The following is a 16,466-nucleotide window of genomic DNA, read 5'->3' as shown; positions in this document are numbered from 1 at the left end:
CTGCTGGGGGAGTTAGATGTAGAGGGTAAGACCAAAATGCTGCATTGTGTTGCCAATTTCCATGGCGCCGGCTTCCTGATTATTGGGCTCATCAACGACGTATGACATGACGCCCACGGCGTAGAGCTCGTTATCGATGACGGCGTAGACGGGGCCGCCGCTGTCTCCACGGTCGCTGTCGTTACCGAAGGCAAACAACCCTTGGTCAGCATCTCGCCCAAGATAGTTACCACAAGAAACCCCTCGCGTGGAGCCAGCGCGGCAGATGGTGGGGTGTGCCAGGTCGACTTCGTCAAGGCTCATCCATCCGATCAACGGTGCGTTGAGAGCCGGGGATGTGGATACCTTGGCTGCAGGATTAGATACTTCGATTAGGCCGATATCGGCGGAGTTAATGTGTTCGGTGTTGGTGTTGCGCGCCTCTAGGACCATCTCACCAATTTTGACGCGGTTTCCGGCGCTGTCGTTGTAATAGAACGTATCGCCTTTATCGCCGCAGTGGCCTGCGGTGAGAATGAAGAGGCGCTGGCCGTCGCCCGCAAAATGGCCTGCGGAACAGCGTCCGCTATTTTCGAGGTTGTAGATTGCAACACCCGGGGTCAGCACTCCTGCCGTCATGAAGTATTCGGCCGCTTCCGGCTGGGCTAGGTCAACGCGCGGCTCTGGACGCTCGGCTTGGGGAATTTCGGTGGTGTTATCCCACAGCGCGTCGCCATCGAGGACCTTGTCCGAGCCTTTCTCCGAGGCCTGCGTATCGGGGTGCTGCTCATTATCAGGGGCGCCGCCGCCCTCCAGACCGGCGCCTGCACCCGGAAGGTTCAGCGTAGTCGTGGTAATCGTTGCGACCGTGGAAGAAGAACTGCCGCAGGCGCTGAGCACGACAGCGGAGGTGATGGCGAGGAGAGAAGCCGCGAGGCGGGAGGGAAGGCGCATGCCGTGAGCTTAGCGCATGCTGAACGCCTCTGTTCTCAGTTGGGGAGCAGTCCGCGGCTGTCCACGGGCACACCGAAAAGTTTGAGTGTGTGACGACACAGTTGGCGGGGTGGCGGACTCCCCACAGTGGCCTCAAACGCAGGGCTGATTCCTAGGAATAGACCTTGAGCCCGAAGTGATTCATGATGTGACCTAATTCCATAGCCATCGTAATCCGGTTATCTGTGGTCAGAGAGCCGGAGTAGATACCCACGGGGTAGTACTGACCATCAATGAGCGCATAGACTGCCCCGCCACTATCACCGAAATAGCCGTCGTTTCCGAAGAAGAAGGCACCGATCTCTGGTTTCGCAGTGAGGTAATTGCCGCAGGAGTACCCGCGGGTAGCACCAATGCGACAGATGGTTGGCTTTATCCGATCGACTTGTTCGAGGGACAACCAACCATTGACCTTGCCCTTGAGCGCTGGTGTCGCGGAGTACTGCGCGGCGGGGTTGGTGATCTGGATGAGGCCGATGTCGGGTGAAGAGATATAACCGTCCCGGTTGGTGTTGCGGGTCTCTACGGTCATCTGGCCGAAGAACACGGGGTTGCCCGCGCGGTCACGGTAGTAGAAGCGGTGACCGGGATTGCCGCAATGCCCAGCGGTGACAACAAAGACGTTGTGCCCATCGCCCACAATATGACCTGCAGAGCATTTCTTCTGTTCGTCGTGGTTGTAGATTGCAGATCCAGGCTCGACGCGTCCAGCGTTGGTGAAGTACTGAGCAGCATTCCGGTCGGAGACATAAATCTCCGGCTGCAGGTTTCCTGGAAGCGTGATGCTGCCATCCCCTGTGGGAGCAATGGCATCAGCGAGGCCACCTATATCAAGCTGCGATGACCCTGAGCTGAGCTGCGCCAAGCCCATCTGGGCCTGTGCTGCAGGAGCCCAGAGGCTCACAGCGATGGCAGCTGCGGTGACTGTAGAGAGAATGCGAGAGAGAATTTTCATGGTTGAGTGGTCCTGTTCGGCGGGTCTAGCCCAGCTTGCCGCGACCTAATCGGAGCAGAGCGGAGGCAATGGAGGGGCCTTCCTCACCGAGCTCATCACGGAACTCGTTGAGAATGGCGATCTCGCGGGTATGAACTAGGCGCGTACCGCCGGAGCTCATGCGAGTCTTACCTATTGTGCGCGAAATATCGGTGCGGCGCTTGATAGCGTCAAGAATGACGCGGTCAAGCCGGTTGATTTCTTCGCGGTAGCGTTGAATCTCGGCATCGCTCAACGGATCGTCCGTACCGGACGGCATACGGATGTCAAGCCCGTTATCGACCACGTTGGGGTTGTGGTGCTCTGGTTTTAGGCTCGCGGAGGAAGAATCAGCATGTGAAGCGCTCATGGCATCAGATTCTGCCACCCCGCCAAACAAAAAGGAATCGCTTCTGTTGGTTCCGTGGTTGGTGCAGGTGGCATGTGGTTTAAGGGGAATGTCTGGCGGGGCTAGTAGGTTGGAGAGCATTATGAACAACGAATCTCCTTTTAGCCCTCGTCCCTCCGCGCCACAGTCCTCTTCACCGTTTAGCCCTGCCCCTGCGGAACCTGCTGCCGACGATGCCTTGTTTGGTCTGCCGCCGGAGCCACCAATGGAGCCGGAACCGGAACCAGAAGAGCCGGAAAGGGGCGTTGACCCCTTGCTGGAAGGACTCAACCCACAGCAGGCAGAAGCCGTTACCCATTCGGGCTCGCCGCTGCTTATTGTTGCCGGTGCGGGATCTGGAAAGACGGCAGTGTTGACGCGACGCATCGCCTTTCTTATGCGCTCGCGCGGGGTAGCTCCTTGGCAGATTCTCGCCATCACCTTTACCAACAAGGCAGCTGCAGAGATGAAGGAGCGCGTCGGCCAGCTCGTTGGCCCAGTGGCTGAGCGCATGTGGGTGTCTACGTTCCACTCCATTTGTGTACGCATCTTGCGCAACAATGCGCAGCTCGTGCCGGGGCTGAATACGAACTTCACTATTTATGACGGTGATGATGCACGTCGGCTGCTCACCATGATTGCCAAAGACATGCAGCTGGACCTTAAGAAGTACTCTGCTCGCGTTCTGGCTAATCAGATTTCGAACCGCAAGAATGAACTTATCTCCCCGGAAGAGGCGCGTGCGGAAGCGGAGAAGACGAAGAATCCCTTCGAACTCACCGTGGCGAAGGTTTTCGAAGAGTACCAGCGCCGCCTGCGTGCAGCGAACTCACTGGATTTTGATGACCTCATTGGTGAGGTTGTGCGCATCTTCAATCAGCACCCACAGGTGGTGGAGTTTTACCGTCGCCGCTTCAAGCATGTGCTTATCGACGAATACCAGGACACCAACCACGCGCAGTACGCACTCGTATCTGCCTTGGTGGGCAGGGGAGAGCTTCCCCACGATGCTCCTGAATTGTGCGTGGTGGGTGACTCGGACCAGTCTATTTATGCCTTCCGTGGAGCCACGATCCGTAATATCCAAGAATTCGAGCGCGACTACCCGCAAGCGCACACGATTCTTCTGGAACAAAATTACCGCTCGACCCAAACCATTTTGAACGCAGCGAATGCTGTCATTGCCAAGAATGAGGGCCGCCGCAAGAAGAATCTGTGGACGGCACACGGCGAAGGCGAGCAGATTGTGGGCTACGTGGCTGACAACGAGCACGATGAAGCACGCTATATCGCCTCGGAGATCGATTCTCTTGCGGACAAGGGGAAGTCCTATTCCGATATCGCGATCATGTACCGCACGAATAATGCCTCCCGTGCGCTTGAGGATGTGTTCGTGCGTTCCGGCATTCCCTACAAGGTGGTAGGCGGAACACGCTTCTATGAACGCCGCGAGATTCGAGACCTCGTGGCTTACCTGCGCATTATGGATAACCCGGATGACACGGTGAGTCTGCGCCGCATCATCAACGTGCCTAAGCGCGCCATCGGTGACAAAGCCCAAGCACAGATTGCTCTCCACGCGGAGAACCTAGGCATCAGCTTCGGTGCTGCTCTGCGGGACGCTGCGGACGGACAAGTCGCTGGGCTGGGAACACGCGCAGTTAATGCGGTGAGCAAATTTAACGAGATGATGGACGGCGTGCGTGAACAGCTGCCCGGCATGACCAATGAGGTTACCGGCCAGCCAGACCTAGGAGAGCTGCTGAATGCACTGCTTGATGCCACCGGCTACCGCGCCGAACTGGAAAACTCTAACGACCCGCAGGACGGGGCCCGTCTGGATAACCTCAACGAGTTGGTGTCCGTAGCTCGTGAATTCAGCTCAGAGGCAGCCAACCAGATGGCGTTTACCGGCGCGGATGCACAAGAGACTCCTGAGCTTGCGGAGGGCGAAGCCGCGCCGGGTTCGTTGCAGGCCTTCCTTGAAAAAGTCTCGCTCGTGGCAGACGCGGACCAGATTCCGGACCACGAATCCGGAGTCGTCACACTGATGACTCTGCACACCGCAAAGGGCCTTGAATTCCCAGTGGTATTCCTTACCGGCTGGGAGGACGGCCAGTTCCCGCACATGCGCTCTTTAGGTGACCCGAAAGAGCTCAGTGAGGAACGCCGCCTTGCCTACGTGGGTATTACCCGCGCTCGGGAGCAGCTCTACCTCACGCGCGCGATTCTTCGTTCGTCGTGGGGTAACCCAGTGACGAACCCGGCCAGTCGCTTCCTCGCCGAGGTCCCGGAGGACCTCATCGACTGGCGCCGTGAAGAACCAGACAGCTCTCTGTCCAGCGCGTGGGGTGGAGATGACTCTTACTACTATGGACGCAGCTTTGGCTCGGACAGCGGGTTTTTCCGCTCCCGAGGACGAGGCGGCCAAGGCGGCTCGGGCTCGCGAGGCGCTACGTCTTCCCCTTCGCAGCGCACGCGCAGGCCAGCTTCGGCCACATCAATGCCGAAGAATAACCATCTCAATTTAGTTGTAGGGGACCGCGTCAACCACGCGAAGTACGGGCTGGGCACGGTCATCGAGGCCTCCGGAACCGGTGCGCGCGCAACGGTTACCGTGGACTTCGGTTCAGCGGGCAAAGTCCGCCTCATGCTCATCGGCGGTGTGCCGATGGAAAAGCTCTAAACGAGCTTCTAGATGAGGATGCCGCGCTCGGCGAACCACTCCACTGGGTCAACGGCTGCGCCGCCGCCTGGGTGAACCTCGAAGTGCAGGTGCGGGCCGGTGGAGTGGCCCTCGTTGCCGATGACAGAAATTTGGTCGCCGGCTTCCACGCGGTCGCCCACGTTGACCAGGAGCTGGTCGCTGGGCATGTGGCCGTAGACCGTGATGGTTCCGTCATCGTGCTGAATGCGAATCCAGTTGCCAAAGCCCTGGGCTGCGCCAGAGGAAATGACCTCGCCGTCCATGACGGCGTAGATCGGGGTGCCGATGGGGTTCGCCACATCGATACCGTTGTGGAAGGTACCCCAGCGTGGGCCGAAGCCAGAGGTGAACGTGCCGGACGTCGGGAACACCACGGTGTTGCCATCCGCATCCTCGCCGCGCATAGGGGTGAGGCCGGAGTGATCGCCATCGGGGGCGAATGCCTCTGCGAGTCCAGGAATGCTAGATGGGTCGAGAACGATGTCGTATCCGCTCTCGGTGGCATTGACGGTAGGGACGGATGCGCCGTTCATAGCGCTGGCCGTTGAGGTGAGCAGTCCCGTGACAGCCTTGAAGAGGTCTACTTTGGACTCTTCGTTGATGTCCGCCTCGACAGTCCCCTTGGAGGAGCCATCGGAAACGTCCACGCTCGCTGCGGGTTCGGCGGCGAACGCCGGTGCTGCAACGGTCGCGGTCGCGCTTGCGGCCACGGCGGCGAGTGCGCAGAGGGTGCGCTTCATAACTTCACGTCCTTTTGTGCTGCTCTGGCTTGCTGTATCGGTGTCTCTCAGCGAGGTAGTCCTCGCACAGAATCATGTGAGTGATGGGATGCGGCCATAACAGCCGCTGTGTGCCGCGCGGCCAGCGACACGCCAACGCTGAAGCGTTGATGTGTGAGCCCGTGTGGCAACGAGATACAAACTATCCTGGGCAGACCCCCTGCGCAATGGGAGAAATTGCAGGTAAACACAGGGATTGTTCGAAAAACTATCGAACAGCCCTGCATGTTACGCGTGTGACGGGAGTGAAAATTGTTACAAGGGTAAAGTAAAGGTTTAAAGAATGGGGGTGGGTGATGGGGGTGTCATCACGGCGAAAGCCCCGGCTACCTGATGGTGAGCCAGGGCAGAGGAGGAGAACCTTCGCGCGACCGTGAAGGCCACGCTGGAGCCTCTATGTCAGCGATCTACTTTCGCTGCGGTCGCGGGCGGTAAGTGCTGCCCCCTCGCGCGTTCGGTTCACGGCAGCAGCAAGTGCGGCAGCCACCAGCGGTACGAGGAGTACGGCGAGGAAGGACCACCAGTCTGGCACGAAGTAATCCTGCCCGCGCAGCGCATAGGGCGGCGGATCAAGTAGGTAGCGCGGGTTATCGGAGAAGACATACGTGCCAATGTGGCCAGCCAGCACACCGAAGAGCATGCTTGCCGTGGCCACCAGCCAGGTCTGCCACGCTGACACCCGTGACATGAGCCCCGGGTCAGCGCCGATGGACTGGAACACATTATTTTCCTGGCGCATGCTTGTCGCGGCATTGGCGATGATGAGCGCTAGAACCACCAAGCACACTACACCCATGCCGAGGGCCGGGTAGAAGCGAACGTCCTCCACGGGGCTCGAAGCCCAGGCGAGGTAGTACTGGGACTGGGAGGCTTGGGCGGCGGCGTCGTTAAGCTCCTCGCGCGTCGTGTCGTCTGGATCCTGGTTTAACGCAATAGCGCGACCCACATACATTGGCTCCATTCCCAAGGCCTCGCCTGCCTGCGGGCTGATGAGCACGATGTCACGTGCCATGGTCGGCAAAGCCTCGGCGATGGGCAGGTCGGCAGAACGTGTGTCGCTCTTTGCGGTGGCAGAATAATCCTTGTACGTATCCACGGTCACCGTGCCTTCAGTGTGCGCGCCGACATGAGAATTGTGGGCAAGGACAATGCCACCGGCATCGAGCGTGCGGGCGGCAGCCTGGCGGTCCTGGTCGGTATCGAACTGCCACAGGTCCAGCTGCGAAGAGTCAGCCTGGATGAGGCGGGTATCAGAGACCAACGAGTTGCTGACGAACAATGTCATCATCTCGTGCGCACACTCTTCGCGCGCTTCCTCTGATTCATCGGTACGGCGCCCCTGCGAGTCGATGAACACGGCCCTCTCAACCGGCACGGTGATATCAACCTGCTCGCACACAAAATCAAACTCGGTGCTGAGGTCGTAGACCTCTCGTTCTTCTTCACTCCAGAAGTAACCCTCATGGGAAGGGTACGTGTAATAGGGGTGAATGGAGCCTGGGGCGGTGTTGATGACGGCGTCGGCAGCCGCGCGCTCCGCCTCGTTTGATTCCTCCACAGGATCGCCGTACGTTCCACTCTGGATGAGCGCCGAGGTCCTCGGCATGATGATCTGCTCTTCGGCGCGGTGCTTGGCGGCCGCGGTCATGGTGGACACGCCGAGCACTGTTGCCACGAAAGAGACAGCAACAATAGCGATGGCTGTCGGCAACGCATGCATGCTGCGGCGGGTCAGACTGCGGCCAGCAAGACGCAGCGCCAAAGGCCCTCGCCGGGCAATCTTCGAGCAAAGGAAAACTAGTGCGGGGGCGGAGCCGGCGATGGCGATCATGCCGAAGAGCACGATGAGGGCGGAAAACGTCCTGCCAAACGGGGTGAAGCTGAGGAGTAACAGGAGCGGCAACGCCACAGGGCCGATGGCCATCCACGGCCGGAAGCGCAGCAGACGGTCGGGAGCGCCGCCCTGAATAGCCGCGGCCAAGGCGCTGCGTTGAGCCAGCCACGCCGGGACGATGGACACCACCACTGATCCCACGACTGCGACGAGCCAGGCAACGAGGCACTCAGCCCATGGCAGATGAACGGGGAAGTCCGGGTACCGCGCCGTCCACGCCAGCCATCCGCCACCCAGTCCCAGGGTCAAGCCGATCGTGGCGCCTAAAACGCCCATGAAGAAACCGTAGGCCATAACCGCCAACATGATGTGGCGCGGCATCGCTCCTTGACTGGACATAAGCGCGTACAGGCGTGTGTTGCGCCCCATGGCGAGTGTGAATACAGGAGCAAGGAGGAACAAAATGAGGAGGCCAGCGATGATATAGACACTGGCGAAGAACACGAAGAATACGACGGTTTCCAGTACTTCCGCAGGGGTGGGTGTTCTTCCCTGGTCTGGGAGTGATTCGCCTAGTTCGGGGCCCCACAGGTCGAGCCCCTGCTGCGCGGCGGCGTCCTCCATTTCAGAGGTGAGCTGGACATCGCCGTTGATGGCCCACGTCGATCTGGCAGATGTGTGATCCGGGGGATCTCCTAAGGCAGGGGCGGTGACGAAATCGAAGTTGTCTGGCCCGATGGCGGCTACGGTGGCGTGGTGCTCGCCGTCGATGGACCGCCCCAGGAACGTCACGGTATCGCCCACGGCGGCATCGAGCTCGCGGGCAGAGCTGCGGGATAGGACGATCTCGTTCGGCCCAAGCCCCAGCTTGTCGACGACTTCCCTCGCCTTCTCCGGTGGATTCTCCGCATCAAACTGCACCAGCCAGGAACTGGTTGACTGGTCGCCTAAGAGCACTGACGTGTTGGCGAAGCTAGTGATAGGTGAGACGGTTGTTCCTTCGGGGAGGATCTCAGCTGCGAGCTCGGGAACATCAGCGTTGGTGGTCTCCTTCTGGTCGCTGCGGACCTGGATGCTGCGATCGGGTGACAGAAGGAAAGTATTGAATGTGGAAGACGCCTCGAACAAGGAGAATCCCACCACGAGCGCAACCGGCAAAGCAATGAGGATGACCGCCGCGAACGTGCGCCACGGGTGACGCCAGAGGTCACGTCGTGTTGGGCGGGTGGCAGCATTAATGGCTGACATGTTAACGCGCCTCCTCGCCGGTGAGGCGGCCATCGCGAACCATGACAACGCGGTCTGCCCAGCCGGCGAAGCGTGGCTCGTGTGTGACCAGAAGCCCGGATGCACCGGCGTCAATGCGAGAGCGCAGGACCTTCATGATGTCCTCACTCGTTGCGGTATCGAGGGCGCCGGTCGGCTCATCAGCGAGCAGCACCTTGCGTGGGCCGATGAGCGCGCGAGCGATGGCGACGCGCTGCGCTTGGCCACCAGAGATCTCCTCGGGGAAGCGGTCGATGGTGCCGTCAAGGCCGACCTCACTGAGTGCTTCCTCAGCTGCTTCGCGGCATTGCGCAGGATTGAGGCCGTCCAGTTCTAGGGGAAGGGCGACATTCTCGCCGACAGTGAGCGAGGAGACCAGGTTGAAGTGCTGGAATACGAGGCCCAGATGGCGGCGGCGGGCAAGCGCGGCCTTGGATTTGGAGAGTTGGGAGGCATCGGCGCCGTCGAGAAGCACGCGGCCCGATGTCGGCGGCTGAAGCAGGCCAGCGACATTGAGCAGCGTGGACTTACCGGAACCAGACGGTCCCATTACGGCGACGAGTTCGCCGGGGGACAGTTGGAGGTTTACTGAATCCAGGGCAGTGACCTGGCGGGCACCGCTGCCAAAGACGCAGGTGATGTTCTCGAGTTCGAGCGGGTAGGGAGTGTTCCGGGATGCTGGCACTGATTCTGGGGTCATTTCGGGGCCTCCTCTGAAGACGTGGGGGCGGATGGGTTGGTGAGGGATTCCACGCGGTCGAGCCAGCGTGAGAGGGATTCCAGGTCGAAAATTTGCCGTTCAACAGCGAGGCGTTGAGCGCTGCGTTCGGCGGGAAGTTCAGCGGCCTGACGGTTGAGCTCGCGGAGTTGGCGAACGGTGGCGAAGCGCTGGGCGTCTAGCACGGCGATGACGTCGACGTCTGAACGGCGAGCCGCAAGCGTGACTTTGAGAACGAGTTCGTCGCGCTCGATGCTGTCCTTGTGGGTTGTGGATGTCCACCATTCGGCAAGCTCGGTGCGCCCGGCGTCGGTAATGGCATAGCTCGTGGCGCGGCGCCCAGTGGGCCCGGTGAGTTCACCATCGGTGGCGATGAGACCATCGCGCTCGAGGCGGCTCAAGGTCTGTGCTACCTGGCCCATGTTGAGTGGCCACAGGCCATCGAAGGAATCAGCAAAGCGGGTTTTGATGTGGCTGGCTGTAGCAGGTTCCTCGCTGAGAAGGGCGAGGACGGAGTGTTTAACGGACATGGTCACCTCCTGGCGGAGATGTGGAGAAAAGTTGGTGCATACCCGGTAAGTTACCCGGTAACCTTCGGTGCGGTCAAGGGTTTGGGGCAAGACGGGGGTAAAAGGTTAAAACGCCGAACGGCGGCCCAAGGCATGTCTGCCCGGAGCCGCCGTTCGGCGTAGTGGAAGGTCTATGAAGCGTTCAAAGATTTAGGAGATGTTGACGCCGCGCTCTGCGAGCCACGGGATGGGGTCTACAGCGCCTTCACCGGTGGGGTGAATTTCGAAGTGGAGGTGGGAGCCGGTGGAGAATCCCAGGGAGCCCATGCCAGCAATCTTCTGGCCGGCGTGGACGCGCTCGCCCACGGCAACATCGAGGGTCTGCATGTGGCCGTAGACGCTCATGGAGCCATCATCGTGCTTGATGCGAATCCACTGACCGTAGCCGGAGGCCGGGCCGGAATCGATAACGGTGCCGTCCATGACAGACAGGATGGGGGTACCTACGGCGTTAGCGATATCGATGCCGGAGTGGAAAGAACCCCAGCGCGGGCCGAAGCCGGAGGTGAAGACACCTTCTGCCGGGCGGGCAACGGACGGAGCGCGGTTTGCCTCATCGGCAGCAGCGCGGGCATCAGCGGCCTGGATGGCCTTATCGAGCTGAGCGGCCAGATCGGATACCGGCTTGGACTCAGCAATTGCAAGAATCTGTGGGGCAGCATCCTGGATGGAGGCCTGTGCGTCCTTCAACGGATCGGTATCTGCCTGCAGGGTGTAGTCGATGGACTGGGTCTTGGTCTCCTCAGTTCCGCTCGACTGGATGGTGCCGGCGGCTGCACCACCTACGCCAGCGGTGGATACGGCACCAGCGGCGACGGTGACGACTGCAATGCGTCCCTTCGCGGTCTGCGAGGTGGTGATCTTGCGGTGGCGACCTGCGCTCCGCTGAGTCTTGCTTCGCATGAACTCTACTTCCGTCTTCATTCACTATCGTCCGCCCGGCGCAAACGTTACGTTCTCTGCCGGTTGGTTACCCGATTGTGACCTTCCTGTTACCAACGGAATGTAACAGTAGCGTCTCAGGAAAGCGAGGGCAACCCGGTTTGCGGTTTTTCTTGTTTATGTGCCGTAAATCCTAACAGTAATGGTACTGGAGGTGATCTGTGTGAATACTGTGGTGACTAAGCGGGGGTAGTGCAATCGATTTTGCACTTATCTTAGAGTTTAAATCTCAAGGCTGAAAATTTGCAGTCGCCGCTGGGGCTTGTGCCCTACTTTTCACGTGTCAGCTGCAGCTTATTAATCATTTGGGTCTAGCCTCGCCGCGCCACCCCCGACGGGGGAGGGGAGCGTGGCAAAGTGGACGCCAATGAATAAGAACACGAGTCCCCAGTCACGGTCGGCGACGCGGCCGCGCACCCAGGTGCGTGGACATGGTCAGGATAGTGAGCGAACCGAGCGCCCCACCCGCCGCGATCGCCGCGCGCCTGCTCAGCGAATTAAAGGGGTGGAGTCCGCTAAGGCTAAGGCGCGCCGCGCCCAGGGGCCCACCACGCTGCGGGAGCGTATCCGTCGCATGCTCATGGTGGTCGCCGTCCCCAACCTGGTGGTCGTGTTGGGCATCATCGTCGTGGTCATTGCCGCGCTGTTGCTCACGAGCTCGCCCTCGGCGTGGTTTAACACCATCGTTGCGGAAGCCTGGATGGTCTTTAACCTCGCTCCTATTCGGGCGGGGGGAATTGACCTTGGTTTCTTGCCGGGATTACCTGCGGTACTGCTGGCGTGGTTGGTAGGACGTCGGGTGCGCGTAGCTATTAAAGACAAGGTCAGTATCAATGACCTCCTCGTGCTGACTGCCTGCGTCTTCCTGGTTCCTTTAGCGTTGACCTGCCTTGCGTGGCTCATGCTGTGGGACGCGGGCAAGGCCTATGATGTCTCCCCGCCGGCCCTGTACGTTGTGCTGCCCCGCATGCTGTTGCTCCATGCGGCTGCTCTAATTGGCGGTATGGGGACTCGCCTGTGGAAGGCTCTGGCCAAGCGCAGTGGGGTGCCGCGCGTGCTTGTCGACGCCTCCCGGATCGGCCTCAGCTACCTCGGCTACTTGGCCATCGTGAGCCTGGTCCTCGTTCTTGTTTTGTGGGCAGTGGGCTGGCAACGCCAAGCTGAGATGCTGGCGGAGTATCCGGTCCTTGACTCGGTAGGTACGGCTGGCCTGGTTTTGCTCAGCATTCTCTATATGCCTAACGCCGTTATTGCTGCCGCGTCCGTGCTGAGTGGCTCCGAGCTACACGTTGGGCCGGACACGAGTGTCAGCTTGTTCAGCAGCCATATGGTGCCGCTGCCTCCGCTGCCACTGGCTGCGGCAGTACCGCCGAGTATTAGCTCCTGGGCGGTTGCTCTCTTTGTGCTTCCCGCAATTGTTGCCGGCGTAGCTTTTGCACGGCGCCGAGCGCTGGTGAATTTCCAGGTGGCCTTGGTCGCTGCCGTCGTTGCCGCTGTCGCTGCTTTCGCTGCGATCTACGGCACCTCTGGTGCACTCGGTGTCTACGGCTATACCGGACCTGAGCTATGGACGGCCGTAGGGCTTAGTGCCTTGTGGTGCCTCGTCGTCGGTGCTGGCTTCGCCGCCGCCAATGCGCTCTTGTCCTGGCGCGCTCGCCGTAGTAGCGAAGGCGACGTCGAGGCCGCTGCGGACACTGAGAAGACAGCTGCGGACGCAGAGAAGGCAGCTGTGGACGCAGAGAAGGCAGCTGTGGACAACGAGAAGGCAGCTGCGGACGCAGAGAAAACAGAGGGCACCCGGCCTGCGAATGCCGTGCCGGTCTCAGCACTGCTCGGCGTCAACTCCGAGAGCCCGGAGGACTCGGACGTCATCGACGCTGAGGTGGACGACACTGATGAGGGGGATGAGGGGGACGTCGCCAAGCACGTGCCCGCAGACCCTGATCGTGATGAGGGCGCCTCCCAGGGTTAAGTAATTCTCTGTTTGCTCCCCGCAGGCGCTAGGCTGGAGCGCGTGACTACACCACGCCAGCCCGCTGCTTCTGCCCGTCTCAATGTCGTCGTTCTGGTCTCTGGAACCGGCTCTTTGCTGCAGGCCATCCTCCATGGTCAGGACGAACACTATGCCGTGGCGAAAGTTATCGCGGACGTGCCTTGTCAGGGCATCGAGCGTGCACAGGCAGCGGGAATCGCCACCGAAGTCGTGGAGATGGGTGAGGATCGCGCCGAATGGAATAGACGTCTGGTTGATGCAGTAGATGCTGCACAGCCAGACGTTGTTGTTTCTGCGGGCTTCATGAAGATCCTGGGCAAGGATTTTCTGGACCGCTTTGAAGGGCGCACCATCAATACTCACCCGGCACTCCTGCCAGCCTTCAAAGGGGCGCATGGCGTGCGCGATGCGCTGGCCTACGGTGCCAAGGTCACAGGCTCGACCGTCCACTTTGTAGATGCCGGCGTCGATACGGGCGCCATCATCGCCCAAGAACCCGTGCGGGTGCTGCCGGAGGATGATGAGGCCAGCCTGCACGAGCGCATCAAGGTGGTCGAAAGAGAACTCATTGTCACTGTCCTGCGTGCTATCCGCGTACAAGACGCAGCACTGACTATTGAGCTTTAACAATCGCTGCAACAAACGCAAGGAAGGCTAGAGTCCCCACACCATGAGCGAGGATCGTAAGAACATCAAACGCGCACTTATTAGCGTGTACGACAAGACCGGTTTGGAGGACCTTGCCCAGGCCCTCGACAAGGCCGGCGTGGAGATTGTCTCCACCGGTTCCACCGCGAAGAAAATTGCGGATCTGGGCATCGAGGTCACCCCCGTGGAAAAGCTCACCGGTTTCCCCGAGTGTCTGGAGGGCCGCGTGAAGACCCTGCATCCGCGCGTGCATGCGGGCATCTTGGCGGATACCCGCAAGGAAGACCACCTCAACCAGCTTTCCGAGCTGGAGGTAGAGCCCTTCCAACTCGTCGTGGTCAACCTGTATCCCTTCCGCGAGACCGTAGCTTCCGGCGCTGACTTCGATGGCTGCGTGGAGCAGATCGATATCGGCGGACCGTCCATGGTGCGCGCGGCTGCCAAGAACCACCCTTCTGTTGCTGTGGTCGTGGACCCAGCTCGCTACGGCGAGGTGGGTGACGCGGTGGCCAACGGCGGCTTTACCCTAGAGCAGCGCCGCGGTCTGGCTCGGGATGCCTTCCTACACACCGCTGATTACGACGCCGCGGTGTCCGCGTGGTTCGTGGACCAGCTCAGCGAAGAAGCAGAGACCACCCCGCTGCGCTACGGCGAGAACTCCCACCAAAAGGCGACCGTAACCCGCATTGGCACCACCGGTTTGGCCAATGCGAAGCAGTTCAACGGCAAGGAGATGAGCTACAACAACTACCAGGATGCCGACGCCGCCTGGCGCGCCGCCTGGGACCACGAGCGCCCCTGCGTGGCCATTATCAAGCACGCCAACCCCTGCGGCATCGCCGTGTCTGAGGAATCCATCGCGGCCGCTCACCGCGCTGCCCACGCCTGTGATCCGATGTCTGCTTTCGGTGGTGTTATCGCCGTCAACCGCGAGGTCACCGTGGAGATGGCCGAGCAGGTCAAAGACATTTTCACCGAGGTCATCGTGGCGCCGTCCTATGAAGAAGGCGCCATCGAGGTTCTTAAGGCCAAGAAGAACCTGCGCGTGCTGCAGGCAGAGCACGAAGCACCGGAGGAAGAAGTTAAATTCATCTCCGGCGGCATGCTCACCCAGGAGCCGGATACCTACCAGGCCGAGGGCGATAACCCGGCCAACTGGACCTTGGCTGCTGGTGAGGCGCTCAACGAGTCCGACTTGGCACAGCTTGAGTTTGCATGGCGCTCGGTTCGCGCGGTGAAGTCCAACGCCATTCTGCTAGCTAAGGACAACGCCACCGTGGGCGTGGGCATGGGCCAAGTCAACCGCGTGGACTCTGCCAAGCTGGCAGTCGAGCGCGCCAACACGCTGGCTGACGGTGCTAACCGCACCGAGGGTTCCTTCGCCGCCTCCGATGCCTTCTTCCCGTTTGCCGATGGCCTAGAGGTGCTTCTCGACGCCGGCGTGAAGGCCGTTGTTCAGCCGGGTGGTTCCATCCGCGACGAAGAGGTCATTGAGGCCGCTCAGAAGGCTGGCGTAACCATGTACTTCACCGGAACCCGTCACTTCTTCCACTAGAGCTTTGACGGTGGCGTCACTGCGCGTTCAGTGAGGCCACCGCAAAGCCGGTATTGTCGACGGGATTTCCGTCTTTATCTTTGTACGTAAAGGTAAACCGAAACTCTTGATGTTCGCCGACATGGATGGGCATTTCCAGGGCCTCATCCACGGGAACATCGAAGGCTGCGAGCTCAGTGCCGTCGCTACCGGTGACAGTCACGTTGGCGCTGGCGACATCCGTGTTGTCGCGGTCATCGATAAAACCAAAGACAGCATTGAGCTGGCTTTGGCCTTGAGCCAGATGAATATCGGCGATATTAGTGCTGCCCGAGCGGGACACATAGGAATCCGGGAACAGCGTACGAGCAATGACTGCGTTCTCCTCGGCGAGGTCGGTTGAAATGCCGTCGTGCGCACCTATGGGGGTCCCTGCGACAACGGCAGTTGTCGTCGGTTCTGCGGATGCGCCCGCTTGCTCACTTCCGGAGGAGTCACGTCCCCAGATAAACCAGGCGCCGACTCCCAATACAATGGCGAGGACCACCAGAATCGCGATGAGCGCTGCTATTGCGCCACTAAACTTTCCCTTGCCCTTCGGGGAAGGCGGGGCGGAGTACGGCGTTGCTTGTGGGGGCTGCGGTTGCTGCGGGGGTTGCGGCTGTTGCGCTTGGCCCGGGTAGTGGGATTGCCCTGGCGGTGGGGTAGGCGCGCCTCCGAAGGCCGGCTGAGACTGGGCGCCACCGCTTCCGGCAGGGGAGCCTGGATGAGGGCCCTGATACGAGTTCGGTGCTTGCGGGCGGCTGCCGAACGGCGGTGGTGTACCGAAACCGCCGGGCGTGCCGGGGTTATTGGTGCCGCCACCTGACTGGCCAAAGCCAGGGCGGGGAGCGCCAAATCCGGAGTGAGCCCCGGAGTGTCCTGGTGGTGTACCTGAAGGTCCAGGAGAAAAAGTCATGGGTACGCGAAAGCCTTTCCACAAGTGAGGGAAGTGTCTCTAACAATGTAAACCGTAGTGCGCAGAGGGCGCGGGCGTCTCGGCAGATTCGAGGGATACTCCCCGTCGGTTTGGGACTGGGCTAGAAGATTAATCACTATAGTCGGGTCAACACTGTGCAAAGATGGAAGACACCGTATATGCAG

Annotated in this window: 13 protein-coding genes; 4 read left to right on the top strand and 9 right to left on the bottom strand. The window is 60.5% G+C overall.

Annotated features, from left to right (window positions below):
* Positions 1-12: 12 nt before the first annotated feature.
* The 3 genes from I6J72_RS07275 to I6J72_RS07265 all read right to left on the bottom strand — a co-directional run bounded on the left by I6J72_RS07275 (position 13) and on the right by I6J72_RS07265 (position 2,315).
* Positions 13-933 (bottom strand): trypsin-like serine protease, encoded by a 921-nt coding sequence (locus I6J72_RS07275; RefSeq protein WP_070672456.1) that lies wholly within the window; start codon positions 931-933, stop codon positions 13-15.
* Between the two features lie 151 nt (positions 934-1,084).
* Positions 1,085-1,927: a hypothetical protein gene (locus I6J72_RS07270; RefSeq protein ID WP_204098711.1), complete on the bottom strand. Its 843-nt coding sequence runs from the start codon at positions 1,925-1,927 to the stop codon at positions 1,085-1,087.
* Positions 1,928-1,952: 25 nt separating this feature from the next.
* A complete protein-coding gene (locus tag I6J72_RS07265; protein ID WP_204098710.1) occupies positions 1,953-2,315 on the bottom strand; it encodes a chorismate mutase in 363 nt (120 codons plus the stop codon).
* 121 nt (positions 2,316-2,436) lie between these two features.
* Here I6J72_RS07265 and pcrA point away from each other — a divergent pair, with 121 nt between their 5' ends.
* Complete coding sequence (gene pcrA, locus I6J72_RS07260; RefSeq protein ID WP_204098709.1) at positions 2,437-5,019, top strand: DNA helicase PcrA; 2,583 nt, start codon at positions 2,437-2,439, stop codon at positions 5,017-5,019.
* Positions 5,020-5,027: 8 nt separating this feature from the next.
* On the opposite strand, the gene I6J72_RS07255 is transcribed toward pcrA, so the two are convergent.
* The 5 genes from I6J72_RS07255 to I6J72_RS07235 all read right to left on the bottom strand — a co-directional run bounded on the left by I6J72_RS07255 (position 5,028) and on the right by I6J72_RS07235 (position 11,109).
* Complete coding sequence (locus I6J72_RS07255; RefSeq protein ID WP_204098708.1) at positions 5,028-5,780, bottom strand: M23 family metallopeptidase; 753 nt, start codon at positions 5,778-5,780, stop codon at positions 5,028-5,030.
* 433 nt (positions 5,781-6,213) lie between these two features.
* The gene (locus tag I6J72_RS07250) at positions 6,214-8,901 is read right to left on the bottom strand and encodes an ABC transporter permease (protein ID WP_204098707.1); all 2,688 of its coding nucleotides are present in this window, start codon (positions 8,899-8,901) and stop codon (positions 6,214-6,216) included.
* Position 8,902: 1 nt separating this feature from the next.
* Entirely contained in the window at positions 8,903-9,619 is a 717-nt protein-coding gene (locus tag I6J72_RS07245) for an ABC transporter ATP-binding protein (RefSeq protein WP_204098706.1), read from the bottom strand.
* Positions 9,616-10,167 carry a PadR family transcriptional regulator gene (locus I6J72_RS07240; protein ID WP_204098705.1) on the bottom strand — a complete coding sequence of 184 codons (552 nt, stop codon included), beginning with the start codon at positions 10,165-10,167 and terminating at the stop codon, positions 9,616-9,618. Before I6J72_RS07240 ends, I6J72_RS07245 begins: the two co-directional genes overlap by 4 nt.
* A 189-nt stretch (positions 10,168-10,356) precedes the next feature.
* Positions 10,357-11,109, bottom strand: coding sequence for a M23 family metallopeptidase (locus tag I6J72_RS07235; RefSeq protein ID WP_115024248.1), 753 nt, complete (start codon positions 11,107-11,109; stop codon positions 10,357-10,359).
* 406 nt (positions 11,110-11,515) lie between these two features.
* On the opposite strand from I6J72_RS07235, the gene I6J72_RS07230 reads away from it, so the two are divergent.
* From I6J72_RS07230 to purH, 3 genes are read left to right on the top strand one after another with little or no spacing between them, the layout of a single operon-like run.
* Positions 11,516-13,120, top strand: coding sequence for a DUF6350 family protein (locus tag I6J72_RS07230; protein ID WP_204098704.1), 1,605 nt, complete (start codon positions 11,516-11,518; stop codon positions 13,118-13,120).
* A 42-nt stretch (positions 13,121-13,162) separates the two neighbouring features.
* The gene (gene purN / locus I6J72_RS07225; protein WP_204098703.1) at positions 13,163-13,768 is read left to right on the top strand and encodes a phosphoribosylglycinamide formyltransferase; all 606 of its coding nucleotides are present in this window, start codon (positions 13,163-13,165) and stop codon (positions 13,766-13,768) included.
* A 43-nt stretch (positions 13,769-13,811) separates the two neighbouring features.
* Positions 13,812-15,344, top strand: coding sequence for a bifunctional phosphoribosylaminoimidazolecarboxamide formyltransferase/IMP cyclohydrolase (purH, locus tag I6J72_RS07220; RefSeq protein WP_204098702.1), 1,533 nt, complete (start codon positions 13,812-13,814; stop codon positions 15,342-15,344).
* Between the two features lie 16 nt (positions 15,345-15,360).
* Here purH and I6J72_RS07215 read toward each other — a convergent pair whose 3' ends face one another.
* Entirely contained in the window at positions 15,361-16,281 is a 921-nt protein-coding gene (locus I6J72_RS07215; RefSeq protein ID WP_204098701.1) for a hypothetical protein, read from the bottom strand.
* Positions 16,282-16,466 lie beyond the last annotated feature (185 nt).

Source organism: Corynebacterium sp. FDAARGOS 1242, from assembly GCF_016889985.1.
Lineage (GTDB): Bacteria > Actinomycetota > Actinomycetes > Mycobacteriales > Mycobacteriaceae > Corynebacterium > Corynebacterium minutissimum_B.
Note: the sequence above shows the minus strand (reverse complement) of the source record. Positions and strands in the feature narration are given on the sequence as shown.